The organism is Pontibacillus salicampi, assembly GCF_042434395.1.
Classification (GTDB): domain Bacteria; phylum Bacillota; class Bacilli; order Bacillales; family BH030062; genus Pontibacillus; species Pontibacillus salicampi.
Window position 1 is genome coordinate 332,502 of sequence record NZ_JBHLTP010000013.1, and the last position, 15,515, is coordinate 348,016.

Annotated in this window: 13 protein-coding genes; 5 read left to right on the plus strand and 8 right to left on the minus strand. The window is 44.9% G+C overall.

Annotation, left to right across the window (positions count from 1 at the left end; all coding sequences use genetic code 11):
- The first annotated feature begins 559 nt into the window (after window positions 1-559).
- Window positions 560-1,330 carry a tyrosine-protein phosphatase gene (locus ACFFGV_RS17160; protein WP_377350468.1) on the plus strand — a complete coding sequence of 257 codons (771 nt, stop codon included), beginning with the start codon at window positions 560-562 and terminating at the stop codon, window positions 1,328-1,330.
- Between the two features lie 123 nt (window positions 1,331-1,453).
- Window positions 1,454-2,329: a PP2C family serine/threonine-protein phosphatase gene (locus ACFFGV_RS17165; RefSeq protein ID WP_377350469.1), complete on the plus strand. Its 876-nt coding sequence runs from the start codon at window positions 1,454-1,456 to the stop codon at window positions 2,327-2,329.
- A gap of 71 nt (window positions 2,330-2,400) precedes the next feature.
- Here ACFFGV_RS17165 and ACFFGV_RS17170 read toward each other — a convergent pair whose 3' ends face one another.
- Window positions 2,401-2,640, minus strand: coding sequence for a hypothetical protein (locus ACFFGV_RS17170; protein WP_377350472.1), 240 nt, complete (start codon window positions 2,638-2,640; stop codon window positions 2,401-2,403).
- A gap of 300 nt (window positions 2,641-2,940) precedes the next feature.
- Between ACFFGV_RS17170 and ACFFGV_RS17175 the strand changes: the two genes are divergently transcribed.
- The 3 genes from ACFFGV_RS17175 (at window position 2,941) to ACFFGV_RS17185 (ending at window position 5,995) form a co-directional block, all read left to right on the plus strand.
- Window positions 2,941-3,936 carry a hypothetical protein gene (locus tag ACFFGV_RS17175; RefSeq protein WP_377350474.1) on the plus strand — a complete coding sequence of 332 codons (996 nt, stop codon included), beginning with the start codon at window positions 2,941-2,943 and terminating at the stop codon, window positions 3,934-3,936.
- A gap of 479 nt (window positions 3,937-4,415) precedes the next feature.
- Window positions 4,416-5,210 (plus strand): carbon-nitrogen family hydrolase, encoded by a 795-nt coding sequence (locus ACFFGV_RS17180; protein ID WP_377350476.1) that lies wholly within the window; start codon window positions 4,416-4,418, stop codon window positions 5,208-5,210.
- Window positions 5,211-5,227: 17 nt separating this feature from the next.
- On the plus strand, window positions 5,228-5,995 hold the full coding sequence (locus tag ACFFGV_RS17185; RefSeq protein ID WP_377350478.1) for a putative hydro-lyase: 768 nt from the start codon (window positions 5,228-5,230) through the stop codon (window positions 5,993-5,995).
- A gap of 33 nt (window positions 5,996-6,028) precedes the next feature.
- Here the strand turns inward: ACFFGV_RS17185 and ACFFGV_RS17190 are convergent, their stop codons facing one another.
- From ACFFGV_RS17190 to ACFFGV_RS17220, 7 genes are all read right to left on the minus strand, one after another.
- Window positions 6,029-8,113: an LTA synthase family protein gene (locus tag ACFFGV_RS17190; protein WP_377350480.1), complete on the minus strand. Its 2,085-nt coding sequence runs from the start codon at window positions 8,111-8,113 to the stop codon at window positions 6,029-6,031.
- A 382-nt stretch (window positions 8,114-8,495) separates the two neighbouring features.
- On the minus strand, window positions 8,496-9,464 hold the full coding sequence (locus ACFFGV_RS17195; protein ID WP_377350482.1) for a nuclease-related domain-containing protein: 969 nt from the start codon (window positions 9,462-9,464) through the stop codon (window positions 8,496-8,498).
- 231 nt (window positions 9,465-9,695) lie between these two features.
- Window positions 9,696-10,718: an ABC transporter ATP-binding protein gene (locus tag ACFFGV_RS17200; RefSeq protein ID WP_377350484.1), complete on the minus strand. Its 1,023-nt coding sequence runs from the start codon at window positions 10,716-10,718 to the stop codon at window positions 9,696-9,698.
- Window positions 10,715-11,650: a C40 family peptidase gene (locus ACFFGV_RS17205; RefSeq protein WP_377350487.1), complete on the minus strand. Its 936-nt coding sequence runs from the start codon at window positions 11,648-11,650 to the stop codon at window positions 10,715-10,717. Before ACFFGV_RS17205 ends, ACFFGV_RS17200 begins: the two co-directional genes overlap by 4 nt.
- On the minus strand, window positions 11,647-12,744 hold the full coding sequence (locus tag ACFFGV_RS17210) for a dipeptide epimerase (RefSeq protein WP_377350490.1): 1,098 nt from the start codon (window positions 12,742-12,744) through the stop codon (window positions 11,647-11,649). Before ACFFGV_RS17210 ends, ACFFGV_RS17205 begins: the two co-directional genes overlap by 4 nt.
- A 127-nt stretch (window positions 12,745-12,871) precedes the next feature.
- Window positions 12,872-14,500, minus strand: a complete 1,629-nt coding sequence (locus tag ACFFGV_RS17215; protein ID WP_377350492.1) for a peptide ABC transporter substrate-binding protein — start codon at window positions 14,498-14,500, stop codon at window positions 12,872-12,874.
- A 22-nt stretch (window positions 14,501-14,522) separates the two neighbouring features.
- Entirely contained in the window at window positions 14,523-15,515 is a 993-nt protein-coding gene (locus ACFFGV_RS17220) for an ABC transporter ATP-binding protein (RefSeq protein ID WP_377350495.1), read from the minus strand.

Consider the following 15,515-nt stretch of genomic DNA (forward strand, 5'->3'; position numbering starts at 1 on the left):
GAGTACGATGTTACTATTAAACTGTATCGGAGGGAGTTACAATGAGAGATGAGGGTAACTTTTTTAAAGGTCTCCTGTGGGGTGTCACCTTAAGTGTGCCATTATGGCTCTCCTTGTTTGGCTGGGTAAAAATTATTCACGATGGTTTCTTCCCTTCTTAAGAAAGGGAAAACGCCTTTACATTTATTTGAACACCACGTGGAGCGTAGCCTACGCTAAAAGAGATTCCATCTTTCTTCTCCGAGGAACACAATAGATAGAAAAAAATGGAGCAGAGAGACGATAGGAAGGGTTAACATGAATAAGGAAGGGAATTTTTTTAAAGGTCTCTTATGGGGGATTCTGCTAAGTATTCCTCTTTGGATTTTAGTTATTTCCTTAATTGTTTGGTTATTGTGATATAGATGAAGAAGAAGCATCTTTGTGCAGGAGCGCAAAGGTGTTTTTTTTGTAAAAAATATTAATATTCAGTATTCGACAGATATCGTCGTTTACAGGTATCTATAATTAGGGTAAAGGATGGTACTGCACAAGCAATAGATAGAAGGAGGAGAGTTTTTTGATAGATATTCATTGTCACATTCTCCCTGGGCTGGATGATGGCCCGGAAACAACGGAAGCAAGTGTGAATTTGGCAAGAACGGCGTATGAAGAAGGCATACATACCATAGTAGCTACCCCACATCACAATATGCAGCTAACAGAAAACGAACCTCATACGATAGTAGAGGCGCTGAGTGCGTTACGCGTAGAATTAGAGAAGCATCACATTCCTCTCGAATTAATTGCAGGGCAGGAGGTGCGTATCCACGATCGTTTCATGGAGGACCTGGAGGAAAAGCGTATTTTACCAATCCATGAGGAGAGCAATTATATTTATGTAGAATTACCGAAGGACCATGTGCCAAGCTTTACGAGTAAGCTGCTGTATGATGTGCAAATTGCAGGGTATAAGCCTGTACTGGTTCATCCTGAACGGAACAAAGAGCTCCTGGAGAGTCCAGATGAACTGTACAAGTTAGTGAAATATGGCGTGTACACCCAGCTTACCGCAGCCAGCCTATGCGGCGAAAATGGGAAGAGGATTGAGAAGTTTTCGAAGCAAATGGTTGAAGCAAACTTAGCTCATTTTATTGCTAGTGGAGCTAATAAGCATAGTACGACCTTCTTTTTATCGGAGGCTTATAAAGTGGTAGCGCAAGCATTTGGAGAAGATATGCGCCGGCAATTCATGGTCAATGCCGAAAAGATTGTGGCAGGGGAGGAAGTTTCCAAGGACATGCCGGAACGGATAAAACAGAAAAAATTACTTGGGATTTTTCCTAGATAAATAGGTATAAGGGCTGCAGACATAGAGCTGTAGCTTTTATTATGCGATTTTTTCTATGGGAAGGGAATTGGGGACTGTGTCACGAAACGGTTGTAGAATACTCTCGTAAGTAGGAGGCTAACGATGATAAGAAACCATACTGTACATTACCAGCAAGGAGTCGGGCAAGAGAATGAGGATGCTTACGTTATTGATGAACAGCACCACGTCTACGCTGTCATCGATGGGGCAACAGGGCTGGACGGATTGCCTGGAAAGCTCGCAGCAGACGCCCTTCAGCAAGGATTGAAGGAAGGTAAAGCTGAGGAAAGGCTGCTCGATCGAGTGCTGGAGAGTAATCGCAGCATTGGCGAGCTGAATACAAAGGAAGAAGAGATTCTCCCGAAGGAAGAGCGTACCTCGTGCGGATTGGCTGCGATAAAAATATGGGAAACCGGACAGGTTGAATATGTACATACCGGGGACTGCATGATCTTTTTGGAATATGGCGATTCCCAAATCCGAAGTATCACCTTCGATCATTTAGCCCCTCTCGATACCTTAGCCATCAAACGACTACAGGTACAATGGGCGGAGCGGCTAGCACCGGATGAACACCCAAATACCTGGCCTGAAGAACGGATTAAAGCAACACTCCGAGAGCTGAGAGATATGAACATGCCGCGATTGAAGGAGAATCGTTCCAAAATGAATACACGGGGCGGCTATTCCATTATCGATGGTACCGAAGACGTGGCACAGTTTATCGAACACGGCACCTTTTATTTGCATAACGTCACACGTATATTAATGCTCTCCGATGGACTGCAGCTGCCGACCCATAAGGCACAGGGGCAGAATGTATGGCAGGAAACCGCAGCCTTTGCCTTTGAACACGGACTCGACGCTCTTCAGTCGCGTATAAATGAGCTGGAAGCAAATGACCCTGCATGCTATGATTACCCGAGGCTGAAGAGAGCGGATGATAAGACGGGGATTTTGTTGGATGTTGTAGGGTGATAGAGAAGGCTGTCCTCGTGGGAATTTTTTATGATTATACAGTAGCGTTTCTTCTGTAATGCCATCTAGAATCAAGAAAAAAGGCGGCCTTGGGAAGCTGTTAGGACTATAAAGGAAAGCCGTATCACTCTTTGCAGTGGTACGGTTTTTTTGACTTGAGTGGCATCATTTATCGCATCAATTTCGTATTTTTCATCTAATGATTTTGCTACTTGGATGTTTGAAAAAGTACTTTCTTCCCTTTCCTTTGTCGCCTTAATCTTAATTGCCGTATATTTCTTTTCCAAACCAACATTTATCAAGTTTAACACGAAAATGAAGCACCATCTTTAATATATTATCAAGGCAAAGGATTTGTTAATATTGCTTACCTTAAGCGACAGCAAAAAAGGATATTATTGTAATTTTACTAATTTCATATCTCGGATAACAAATTCTTGTTTATTTACACATCTTCTTAAGAGATGTGACATCTATTAAAATTTCATGATACTTATAAACCATGAAAATATTCTCATTTTTTCATTGCGTTCGTTATAACGATGGTTTATCATACTATTTGTAGCAAAAATGTTCGCTACATAGAATATCATTGGGGAGGAAACAATTTTATGGGGATTATTTCAGCAAAGGCTGCAGTAGCAGGAGTTGTGGCAACTGGTGTAATTGCAGGAGGTGTAATGTTTACTGGGGGAGAGACGGTGGACAACGTTAAAACTCAGTTAAACGATTTAAAGAACAAGGTGGTACAATACGAAGTAAGTGAAGGAAGTTTATTGGATAAAATCAATTTTCTAAAAACTGAAGCAGCGGAAAAAATAGAGCTTGCTAATCAGAACATACTAGGTGCTAAGAACAAAATTAAAGATCTAGAGGCGGATAAGAAATACCTAGAAAAACAAACTGATAACCTAAATAATGAGATAGAAGTATTAACAGATGAGAAAGAACAGCTTATCGTTGATCTAGAAGCTGCAAATAGTACTATCGCGGAGAAGGACGCTCTTATCGAAGAAAAACAAACTGAACTCGAAAACCTAGAAAACCAGTTGAGCGAAGTTAATGGAGAGTTAGACAAAACTAAAGATGAATTAACTGCTTTACAAGATGAATATGATGCTTTAAAAGTTGAGAATAACCAGAATAAGAATGAAATTGCAAGACTTGAGGCAGAAGTGAACAAAGCAAACGACAAAGTAGAGGAATTAGGAAATGTATCCCAAGAAGTCGCTGCTGCTACTGAAGAAGCCGAACCTATGACGGAAGAGGAAATTAACAATGTTGACATCGAAATTGGTGATATTCATGATGCTGAATTAGTTATACAAAAGCTTAACCTAACATATATCCAAGACGGTCAATCTGACAAATTCAAAGCAGAACATCCTGACTTAGACATACAAGAGGGAGATAGAGTTTGGCGAGTTACTAATAATAATGACTTCAAAGTTTATGTTGAGTGGCAAATGGCAGGAGGGAGAACCTCTGGAGAGTTGGTTGCTAATCCAACCCAAACTTTCTACATGACAGGCCAAGGTGGTACGATGATCATTAAATGGCAGGATGAAAATGGTAAATGGCAACAAAAAACTAAGGCGGGCGCATAATTACAGAGATTTATTGTTAGTAAGCCTCTGAACAATAATTGATTGCATTGAATTCAATACGAACGACACTCATATATCACTTTGACCGGTGGATTATCTTGAGTGTCGTTCTTTTCTTATATACGCCCATGCCCTAGTGCACATATTATATCACTTTATACACGTTGCAAAAAGTTCTAATGTGACGAGCTTGTCAGCTTTCTATCCAATCTTTCCAGCTTCCCCAATATCAGTTACCTCTTCATCTTTCAGTGTGCTATAACCTTCCAACTTCCAGAGGTTCTGATTCGTATTTAGACCTCTAGCACTACTCTTGACTTTATACTCCACCTTATTTGGTTAAACTCTTCAATATGTAGCCTCCTCGTAACAACTATACATAAGCTGCTATTTCCAACCATAATAATCAGAAAATTTGGTGTAGGGAGCAAACTTCCTTTAATATAGAGAGTAGAATAATGGGTTCGAGGAGGATATATATGCAGATAGCGATTTATCAAATGGATATTGTACCAGGAGATGTGAAAGCGAACCATGAGCGTGTGAGCGCTTGGATGGACGAAAATGTGAAGGGGAAGGACGTAGACATTGTCGTGCTGCCGGAAATGTGGACTACGGCCTATACGTTACCTGAATTGAAGGACGTGGCGGATGTGAATGGGGAGCCGACTACTTCCTTCCTGCAGCATATTGCTAAGAAATATGGTGTACATATGGTAGGCGGCTCCTTTGCCACTGTGGTAGGGGAGGACGTCTTTAATAGAGCGTGTGTTGTGAACAATCAAGGAGAAGTTGTGTACACCTATGATAAAATCCACCTCGTACCAATGCTCGATGAGCCGAGCTACCTCACAGGTGGGCGAGAAGCAGGACAAACGTTTGAGCTTGATGGAGTGAAAATGGGAATTATCATCTGCTATGATCTCCGTTTTCCAGAGCTCGCTCGTCAGCTAGCGTTAGAGGGGGCTGAAGTAATGTTTGTTGTAGCGGAATGGCCGTTGGCGCGGCGGAACCACTGGATGGCATTGCAGCGAGCTCGTGCCATTGAAAATCAGATGTACGTCATTTCGAGTGACCGTTGTGGAAGCTATGATGGAACAACCTTTAGCGGAACATCGCTCATCGTGGACCCGAACGGAGAGCTTGTTGCAGAGGGTAGCATTGAACAGGAAGAGATGATAACAGGCACGTTGGATTTAGAGGAAGTACACAAATGGCGCAAAAACGTACCGGTGTTTGACTCCCGAGTGAAGCACTTATATAAGGACCTTTAAAGGAAGGAGTGAAGCTGATGAACCCGACTGCAGAAAGGCTGGCATTTCGTACAGAAGAAAAAAAGGGCACGACTTCTGGAATGTGTCCAGGCTATGTGCAAACGAATATGGTGACGCTCCCGAAGGAATACGCCTTTGATTTCCTGTTGTTTTGTGAGCGGAACCCTAAATCCTGCCCCCTTGTCGAAGTGCTTGAAGCTGGTGTGACACGCCCGAAAACGGCAGATGCCGACATCCGAAGCGACCTTCCAAAGTATCGAATATATAAGGACGGAGTGTTTCAGGAGGAAGTAACGAATATCGTGGACTACTGGCAGGAGGATTTTGTCACCTTCCTGCTTGGCTGCAGCTTTACATTTGAGGAAGCGTTAGTACATGCGGGAATACCTTTGGCTCATCAACAGCAGGACAAAGTCGTCCCGATGTTCAAGACGAATATATCATTGGAAGGAGCGGGAGCGTTTACAGGCAAAATGGTTGTAAGTATGCGTCCCATTCCGAATGACTATCTGGATCAGACGCTAGCGATATCTGGTCAATTCGAGCATGCGCACGGAGAGCCTGTGCATATTGGCAATCCAGCGGATATCGGAATTGATGATATCCAGAGGCCTGATTATGGTGAAGCGGTAGAATATAACGATACAGATGCAACGCCTGTTTTTTGGGCCTGTGGCGTCACGCCGCAGCATGTAGCTCTACAGGCTAAGCCTTCGCTTATGATTACCCACGCTCCAGGACATATGCTTATCACCGATGAAGTAGATCCGTATTATCGTTCATAGAAAAAAGGAGAGTCTCCCATGGACTCTCCTTTATTATTGAGAAAATAATTCCTCTTCGGTGTACTGTTGACCGTCTAGCAAATCGTATTCTAACAGCTTGTAATGACTAAGCAGCGCAAGCTCTTTTTTAGGCAGCTTCGTTAAAATATTGCCGTGCTCATCCAGCTTAATACGCTTTTGAATTCCTGGCAGGTCCTGCTTCAGCTCTGATAAGAAATCATAAAAAGGAGGCTTTGGCGTACCTGAATATTCAAGCGCAAGAGATGGCAGATAGATTGGGCTGATGGTGCCAAGCTCTTTTTTCTGGATCGGGTAGTTGGCATAGAAGAATAGTGGCGTCTCATGATAGAGTACCTCGGCTTGCTCCTCGCTTTTCCCCTCTGTGAACCTCGCTTCTTTATAAAGTGCTTTATCACTGCCAAGTATCGGCAGGTGATCTCCCCAGAACACAACGAGCGTAGGTTCATCCAGCTGCTCTAGCTGCTCCACGAGCTGCTTCGTCGCCTCATCCGTACGCTTAATTCCTTCCGCAAATTCCTCCATCATCGGCTCATATTTGGAAGATAGTCCTTCTACGTCAATACGCATTTCCTCGTATTGCTTCCCGTCATAAGGGAAGTGATTTTGCATAGAAACGACGTGCATAAAGGACGGCTCGTCTGTCTTTTCTAAATGCTGAATCATTTCTTTAGTGAGGGCCGCATCGGATATATACTTTCCGCCGTTTTTATCGGTGTGCTCGAATCCCTCTTTACTGACGAATGCATCGAATCCAAACTGCTCATACACATTAGGCCGCTTATAATAGACACGCTTGTACGGGTGAAAGGCAGTCGTATCATAGCCATGCTGCTTATAGGTAGAAGCAATGGTCGGGAACGGGTCCTGCCCTGTGACCATTTCCTGATATGGTGTCGTTCCTGTTTTTAAAAAGGAAGTAGACATTCCCGTTAGCGCTTCGAATTCCACATTCGCAGTTCCTCCACCAAAACTAGGCGATAGGATTTGGCCGGATGGATATTCCTTCATTAAACTGCGGATATATGGCATTGGATCTTCACTAAATTGCAAGTTTTCCAGTTTTGTAGGATCCCAAAAGGTTTCGCTCATTAGAAAGATAACATTCGGACTTTGCTTAAATCCTGGCGTCGCACTTGCTGTACTGTAAGCTCCAGAGAGCGGGAGGGATTTCGTAATGTCCGTCACTCTTTTCTTATCATACTCATCAGGCTTCGCAAATTGGTTCCCCTGCATGTTGTATAGGAAGCTTACGACAAATCCGTTTGTTTTATAATTCTGCACCTGGTTCCACGGAATTAGCGACACTTCCATTTTGTCGATAACTTTGTTCGCATACGTACTTTCATAGTAGGTAAACGAATAAAGCAGGAAGGCAACAATCGGAAGGACAGCTAGGCGGGACCACCACACCATTTTCCCTTTTGGCAAAAATGGAATAAGCACAGCCAAGAGAATAATGGCTGCTGCGATAAGGAGCAGCAGCCCAATTGATAAATACTCGGATATCATCGGAATCACGTCGCCAACATGGGCGATCTGGTTAAAATCAGATGGGTACAGCGGCTCGCTTCGAAATTTCATTTTATTGTAATGGGCATAGGCCAATCCAGCTCCCACAGTAAGATAGAGCAAATGAGTGACGTGTACATTACCAATCAATAAATATAACCCAAGGGCGAACAAAGCTAAGTAAATAGAACTCACGAGGAAAATTGACGAGTTCTCCTGAATCCAATCTATCGCAGCATCGACCTGAAATAATTGGTTGGCTATCTGGAAAAAGAAGTTTACTAGAATAGCAGAAAGGATGGAGGAGAAGATGATAGCGAGAACGCTAGTAAGACGTGTTCGTTTGGTGGAAGAAGAGATATAAGTAAAGAAGCGCAAAGAGTAACGAGCTAATAACAAGCTGGCTAGAAATACCCCAGCTAAAATCAGTGCAAATACCCTTGTATTCGCTTGAATCCAATCGATTTGCTCTTGTATATTCATTTGGAAAATGGAAAGGTGGATAACCATTACTAGCAGCGTAGTTAAAAATAGATGGAACTCTACTATCGTTACACCTTTCGCGATAGTACGTAATGCTTGTTTCATAGATCACAGTCCTTCATAATTGGTTAATATCTACAATTATATTACAAATATTACTCATATGTAAACTTTTTGTTAATGTAGTATGAAGGCTATGAAAAGACAAAAAAATCCCTATCTGGAGGGAGCCAGATAGGGACTGCATAGGGTACCTAGTACATAGGCGTACGTCATATAGGGGAAGTACATAAGACTGCCGCATTAACTGGAATTGTCATGTACGGCACTATCATCACTTACATTACTCATTCATAACCACACACCTCTATGTCAACTCTTTTCCCACGGGTTAGAAAAGAATCACCGAAGCGGCGGTTACATCCATACTATACGACATACCTGTCTGCAGCGTGGGGGTTGTCTTTGAAAATTTTTATTTGTTTCCTTAAAGGAGTGAAGTGAGGTCGTAGCGAGTGGATTTGCGGGTGCCGGTGGTGGGGAAGTTTTCTTTTAGAAGAAGGCGTTTGATCACATCTCTAGAGGCAACGTCTAAGAAAGAGCGAGCTTCAGCATTGCTTATGTGTTGATGAAAAAGGAGAGCGTAATCTGTTAAAGATGATTGATGTGCTGTGTTGGAAGAGGTATTGCAGTATGGGCAGAACCACAGGGAGTTGCGTCTCCTATAACTGAAAGCATCGCACTTATTGCAATACACTCTTCTTAAAATATCTTTCCTATCAATATGGAGCTGCGCTAAGATAGATGGGAAATAGGTAACATGATGTTGAAGAATAGTAGAGTAGAGCTTTTTGAACTGACGGGTGGTAATAGCGGGTGATGGATATTCATCCCAAAAGCTATTAATCATACTAGGAAGTCTTTCCATTCGAATAACATAGGTAGCATAATCCTTGTTAGAGGTTCGGAAGATTGCATTTGGGTTGGCGCTGATGAAGCGGGCTTCAAGAGGTAGAGTGGGGAATTTGTGAGTGGATAACCATTCTTCTAACTTATTCCGCTGAGTAAACACCTGATGAACTGGATCATTCATAGCTGATTCCTTCTCGTCTTTCACTTTTTCCAGAAAGCCAAAATCCGCATTATAGACAAATGAGCCAGAAAGGTTCTTTGCTTCTAAGACAAGAATGAAATGAGGAGTGAGGAGGAGGCAATCGATTTGGAAGTAAGTATGGTTGAAATCTTCTAAACGAACATCAAACAAAATAGCATACGGCTTGTGCCTGATAAAAGAGAGCGGATAATGAAGAGCTCTTTCCCCAAGGTACCCACTGTAGTGATTCCTATACATTTGAGCAACTTTCTCTTTTTTGGGGTGATGGCCAGCAAGTCGTCGGTTCAACGCTTCCAATTGGCGGAGATAAACGGAGGGTTGATCGTTATTTTTAATAATCATTTGGAAACTCCCTTCTATTTGAAGTTATATATTAGACAAAAGAGGGGAGTTTCCTTCTTTATGGGCGAATTTTTTTATTTATAGGCGAATTTTCGAAAATATGAGCGAATATTGAAATTTATGGGCGAATTCTCCAATATATGAGCGGATTTATTAATTTATGAGCGCCCCAGCCCCCGCAAGGCCAGAGCTCCCTCACAAAAAAAGAATGCTCTTCCAAAAAAACTCTCCTCACCGAATATTCACCTTCACCCCGCTGGTGCTCGGTTTTTCGTCAGCATCCCCGATCTCGTCATTGTAGAGGTGGCATGCGACGTAATGGCCGGTGCCGATTTCCTGCCAGACGGGGGTGTGCTTGGCGCAGGCATCCATGGCCATGGGGCAGCGGGTACGGAAGACGCAGCCGGATGGTGGATGGATGGGGCTTGGGATTTCGCCTTCGATGACGATTTGCTCGCGCTCGTCTTCTACGTCTGGGTCTGGTATCGGGATAGCGGATAGCAGCGCGCGCGTGTATGGGTGGAGCGGGTTGTTATAGAGCTCTTCGCTGTCGGTGAGCTCGACCATATGACCAAGGTACATGACGCCGATGCGGTCTGAGATGTGCTGGACCATGGATAGGTCATGAGCGATGAAGAGGTAGGTGAGTCCTTTTTCCTCTTGCAGCTGCTGCAGTAGGTTGACGACTTGGGCCTGCACGGATACGTCGAGAGCGGAGATGGGCTCGTCGGCGATGATTATTTCTGGATCCAGTGCGAGTGCCCGGGCGATGCCGATGCGCTGACGCTGGCCTCCGCTGAATTCGTGCGGGTAGCGGTTGGCATGGTCGCGATTCAGGCCGACTTCTTCTAGAAGCTCATAAACCCGGTCGAGCTTTTCTGCTTCGGTTGCATACAGCTTATGTACCTCCATCGGCTCGGAGATAATCTCCTTTACGGTGGAGCGTGGGTTTAGGGAAGCATATGGGTCCTGGAAGATCATCTGCATGTTCCGCTTTAAGCGAAATTGCTCGCGCTCCTTCATGGTATGGATGTTTTCGCCGTTATACAACACCTCGCCGTCTGTAGCGTCATACAGCCCCATAATGGTGCGGCCGGTCGTGGATTTGCCGCATCCGGACTCCCCAACGAGTCCGAATGTTTCTCCTTTATAGATGTCAAAGCTTACGTCGTCGACAGCCTTTAGCTCAAGGCCCTTGCCGACTGGAAAATATTTTTTCAATCTATCTACCTTCAGGGTCACTTCCTGCTTCATGAGGATTCCTCCGTTTCGTGCCAAAAGCGCCGTGCTGCGCATAGCTCTTTTTCATAAAAGGTCCCTTCGATTGGGATGACCTCGATGCTTTTGCCGGTTTTTGGTGCGTGCAGCATTTTACCGTCTCCGTAATAGATTGCAACGTGGTGGACGCTTCCTTTTCCTTCCTCATAGGCAAAATAGATAAGGTCGCCTGGCGCTACTTCATCCAAAGGAATTTCTTTGCCGCTTAACACTTGATCAGATGCATCTCGTGGTATTTCATAGCCTGCAGCTTTGAGCATATTGTAGCTGAATCCGGAGCAATCATAGCCAAAGGAGCTCATGCCGCCCCAGAAGTATGGGAGGTCAATGAACTGCATGCCTGCAGCTACGACATCCTCACCGTTCCCCTGTGGAATGGCATCTAAGGAAGCAAATACTTCCACATGAAGCGCCTGTACGTAGGCTGGACCGTCCTCAGGCGTTCGTACCTGCACATAGTCCTCTGCTTTGCCAGTTACGGACAACAGCGTTAAGTAGCTGACATCGAATAGATGCTCGCCTTCTGTATTCAAAAGGGGAGCGGATGGAGTAATAACGCGTGCCACGGTGCTCGCATTCCAATGCTCGTCCACCTCGGCAATTTGGTGAATTGGTACCCAGCCGGGATAGCCGCGCTTATCTTTTTTGGAGGCTTGCGATGGAACAACGATTTCAGCCCAATAGCCCTTAATACGATCGACGATGACCTCTTCGCCAAACAGCATTTGGGATTGAACCAGATTATTGCTGCACAAGGCGAGCCGCGGCTCATAGGTCATGCGGGCATACCATTCATCGAGCCGGAGCGGATTCGTTAAACCAGGCTCATCTATTACACGTGCGGAATCGGGTGTGGTCCAAAGTGTTGCTACTGGTACTTGTACGATCCATTTTGTTTGTTCACTCATCGAATTGCCTCCTTTTCTGTACGCACATTAGTTATGCCAAGACCAGCCTCGTCTGTAAACGTTATAATACGTCCATTGTATTGCATACCGCCGTCAATTAAATCCTCGCTTAGCATGAGTGGTGCATCAAAGTCTACGCGGGTAACATTCCGCTGACTTGCAGCAAAGTGGGCTGCGGCGGTAACGCCTAGCTTCGTTTCAATCATGCTGCCGACCATGCATGGTACACCGAAGCTTTCAGCCAGCTTGTTAATTTGCAAAGCTTTATGAATACCTCCTGCTTTCATCAGCTTGATGTTCAATAAATCAGCACTTCTCGTGACAAGGACGCGGCGTGCATCCTCTTCTGAAAAGACACTCTCATCCGCCATGATGTGTATAGAGGTGTGGTCTGTCACATATTTTAATCCTTCTATGTCGTGGGCAGGTACTGGCTGCTCTACTAGCTCAATTCCAAGCTCCCGCTGCTCCATTTGCTGAATGGCGGATACGGCTTCCTTAGGGGTCCAGCCCTGATTGGCATCCAAGCGAATGGTGGCTTCAGAGCCGATTCGTTCGCGGATAGCTTCTATTCTCGCTATATCGGCTGCTATTGTATCCTTGCCAACTTTTATTTTTAATACAGGGAATCCATTTTCTACATAAGCAGCGGCGTCCTCCGCCATTTCGGCTGGAGAGTTCACGCTGACAGTGTAATCTGTTTCTAATTGTGATGTGCTTCCGCCAAGCAGCTGGTATAACGGAAGGCCACACCGTTTAGCAAAGCAGTCATGCAGAGCAATGTCTACGGCTGCTTTGGCACTCGTATTGCCGACAATCGACGTATGTAAGAGGTGGAGCACTTCTTCTCTAGCCAATAGGGACTTTCCTATAAGTGCCGGACTTAGGATATGCTTGATGGTTTCTTGGATGCTAAAGAGGCTTTCTCCGGTAATAACATGGGTAGGAGGTGCCTCTCCCCAGCCTGTGGTTCCATCATCACACGTTATTTTCACATAGATGGATTCTGCCACCGTTACAGTACGCAGCGCTGTTTTGAACGGCTTATGTAATGGTATGGCTACGGGATAGGTTTCTATGGTTTTGATGTTCATCGTGTCATCCTTTCAACTATGAAACGTCTTTCTACCTACTACTTTCGCTTTCTTCCCTCTTTATTCCTTTATTATGTATAGAAAACAGGACCGCCGCACCGATTGGGGCGGAAGTCCTGTAGTACCATTACTCTTTATCTGCCCATTTTAAATCTAGATAGCCAACTGGATGGCGGACAATGTCCTTCACTCCAGGCTTGTGCAGATACACTTGATTGTAAAAATGGATAGGGAAGATTGGCATTTCGGCAAACAGAAGTTTTTCTGCTTCATACATGTATTCAAAGCGTTGTTCTTCTTCTTTTTCAGCCTTTGCTTGCTCAATTAGCTTATCATACTCTTCGTTGGACCAGCCTGTTCTGTTCATCGTAGAGTTTGTCGTGAAGCTCTCCAGGAAGTTAATCGGATCGGCGTAATCAGCAAGGAAGGAGCTTCTGGAAAGCTGGTGCTTTAAGTTCTTTTGATCCTGCAGGAAAACATTCCATTCGGCATTTTCCAGTGTGATTTCAACGCCTAGTGCGTCCTTATACATTTCCTGCATACTTTCTGCGATAGCTTTATGGGATTCGCTCGTGTTATAGCTTAGGGTGATTTTCGGAAGCTCATCATACCCTTCCTCCTTCATCCCTTCCTCTAACAATTTCTTAGCTTCTTCTGGATTTGTCTCTACTAGCTTGCCGTTTACTTCACGGAAGTCTTTGTCAGATGGTCCAGTGAATCCTGGGGAGACAAAGCCAAATGCTGCTTCTTCTCCTTTTTTCGTAATATAGTCCACAATTTCCTGCTGGTTAACGGCCATGGCGAATGCTTTTCGGATTTTTTCATTTTGGAATGGTTCCTCATTAACATTGAAGCGGTAGAAATAGGTACCTGCCTGGTCTTCAATAACGACTTCTTCGCTATCCAAAAGCTGTTCAGTCATTTCTGCTGGTATTTCAGAAACGTCCAGCTCACCGCTTTCATACATCTGGTATTCCGTATTGGTCTCGTTCACCATCGCCCAATTGATTTTATCCAGGTTGACGGTTTCTTTATCCCAATATTGATCGTTCTTCTCCATAATCATTTCACTATCGTGCTTCCAGGAGGCAACGGTGAAAGGACCATTCCCGACAAAGGTATCTGCTTCTGCGAACCATTCTGCGTTTTCCGTAGCGACGCTTTCATTGACTGGGAAGAAAGCAGGGTTCGTTGTTAAATGTAGAAAATAGTTCGTTGGAGAGGACAGCGTCACTTTCAGCTCTTTATCGTTTACTGCTTCGACCATGACGTCGTCACGGGAGCCCTCGCCATTGTTATACGCTTCTCCGCCTTTAATAAAATAGCCAAGAAAGGCAGCCGGAGAAGCCACTTCAGGGTCTAATAAGTTTTTCCATGCGTATTCAAAATCGCCTGCTGTGACATCATCGCCGTTAGACCATTTGGCGTCCTCACGGATGGTGAAGGTGTACACCGTACCGTCGTCTGATACGGTCCAGTCCTCAGCAGCTGCCGGCTGTGGCTGGTCATCCTTGCCGAGACGAGTCAGTCCTTCCATAACATTGTTTAAGACGTTCCAGGAATTCGAGTCAAAACCTATTGGTGGATTCATGGAGGTAGGCTCTGTTCCATTGTTCATGTACAATACTTTTTCCTCGCTGCTTTCACTGTTGTTATCATCGCTGGATTCCTCACTGCCAGCATCCTCATTTGCCGTACAAGCGCTTAACGCAAGGGCAAACAGAACAGTCATGACTAACCATAACCATTTTTTCATCTTCATTCCCCCTAGTTGTAAATTAAGTTGCCAGGTGTTGCTTTGCCCGTTCATCCTGAAGCCAGCACTCTACTGCGTGGGTGTGGCTTAAATCAGCATGAAACGGATATACTTTCCCGCACACCTCCATTGCCAGGGGACACCGTGCTGTGAACGGGCACCCTTCTGGAGGGGCGAATAAGTCAGGTGGCGTCCCATCAATCGGGACGAGCTTGTCCGTCTTTTGATCAAGACGTGGAACGGAGTGTAACAGCCCTTGTGTATAAGGATGCTGGGCCTGATAAAAAATTTCTCGGCGAGTGCCGACTTCGATAATTTTGCCAGCGTACATTACGGCGATGCGATCGGCAATCTTGGCAACAACGCCAAGGTCGTGCGTGATTAATATAATGGATACGCCTGTTTCTTGTTGAATCCTATCGAACAGCTTCAAAATTTGTGCCTGTATCGTTACATCAAGAGCGGTGGTTGGTTCATCAGCTATCAATAGCTCAGGCTCACAAATTAGGGCCATCGCGATGACAATTCGCTGTCGCATACCGCCGCTGAATTGATGGGGATATTGCTTTAATCGTTCTTCCGGGCTCGGAATACCGACGAGATTCAGCATCTCTGTTGCCTTCTTTTTGGCCTCAGCTTGCGAGAGTCTTTGATGCTGCTTTATTCCTTCGGTTAGCTGCGTGCCGATGGTAAGCGTCGGATTCAATGCTGTCATGGGATCCTGAAAAATCATTGAGATGTCTACCCCTCGAATGGCCCGTACTTCCTTGTCGGACAGCCTTGTAATGTCGCGCCCTTTAAACGTAATCGAGCCCCGTTCAATGGTGCCGGGAGGGGATGGGATCAGCTTCATAATGCTGTTGGCTGTAACACTTTTGCCGCATCCGGACTCTCCAACGATTGCTAGCGTTTCTCCTTTATGTACGTCAAGGTGAACGCCGCGCACGGCCTGCACTTTGCCGCCGTATGTCTGAAAGGAGACGTGTAAATCTTTAATTTCGAGTATTTTCTCCAT

Coding starts and splice junctions, on each gene's coding strand:
- ACFFGV_RS17165 (WP_377350469.1), top strand. CDS start 1,454: ATGATAAGAAACCATACTGTACATTACCAGCAAGGAGTCGGGCAAGAG.
- ACFFGV_RS17205 (WP_377350487.1), bottom strand. CDS start 11,650: ATGAGTGAACAAACAAAATGGATCGTACAAGTACCAGTAGCAACACTT.
- ACFFGV_RS17210 (WP_377350490.1), bottom strand. CDS start 12,744: ATGAACATCAAAACCATAGAAACCTATCCCGTAGCCATACCATTACAT.
- ACFFGV_RS17200 (WP_377350484.1), bottom strand. CDS start 10,718: ATGAAGCAGGAAGTGACCCTGAAGGTAGATAGATTGAAAAAATATTTT.
- ACFFGV_RS17180 (WP_377350476.1), top strand. CDS start 4,416: ATGCAGATAGCGATTTATCAAATGGATATTGTACCAGGAGATGTGAAA.
- ACFFGV_RS17190 (WP_377350480.1), bottom strand. CDS start 8,113: ATGAAACAAGCATTACGTACTATCGCGAAAGGTGTAACGATAGTAGAG.
- ACFFGV_RS17215 (WP_377350492.1), bottom strand. CDS start 14,500: ATGAAAAAATGGTTATGGTTAGTCATGACTGTTCTGTTTGCCCTTGCG.
- ACFFGV_RS17220 (WP_377350495.1), bottom strand. CDS start 15,515: ATGGAGAAAATACTCGAAATTAAAGATTTACACGTCTCCTTTCAGACA.
- ACFFGV_RS17185 (WP_377350478.1), top strand. CDS start 5,228: ATGAACCCGACTGCAGAAAGGCTGGCATTTCGTACAGAAGAAAAAAAG.
- ACFFGV_RS17195 (WP_377350482.1), bottom strand. CDS start 9,464: ATGATTATTAAAAATAACGATCAACCCTCCGTTTATCTCCGCCAATTG.
- ACFFGV_RS17175 (WP_377350474.1), top strand. CDS start 2,941: ATGGGGATTATTTCAGCAAAGGCTGCAGTAGCAGGAGTTGTGGCAACT.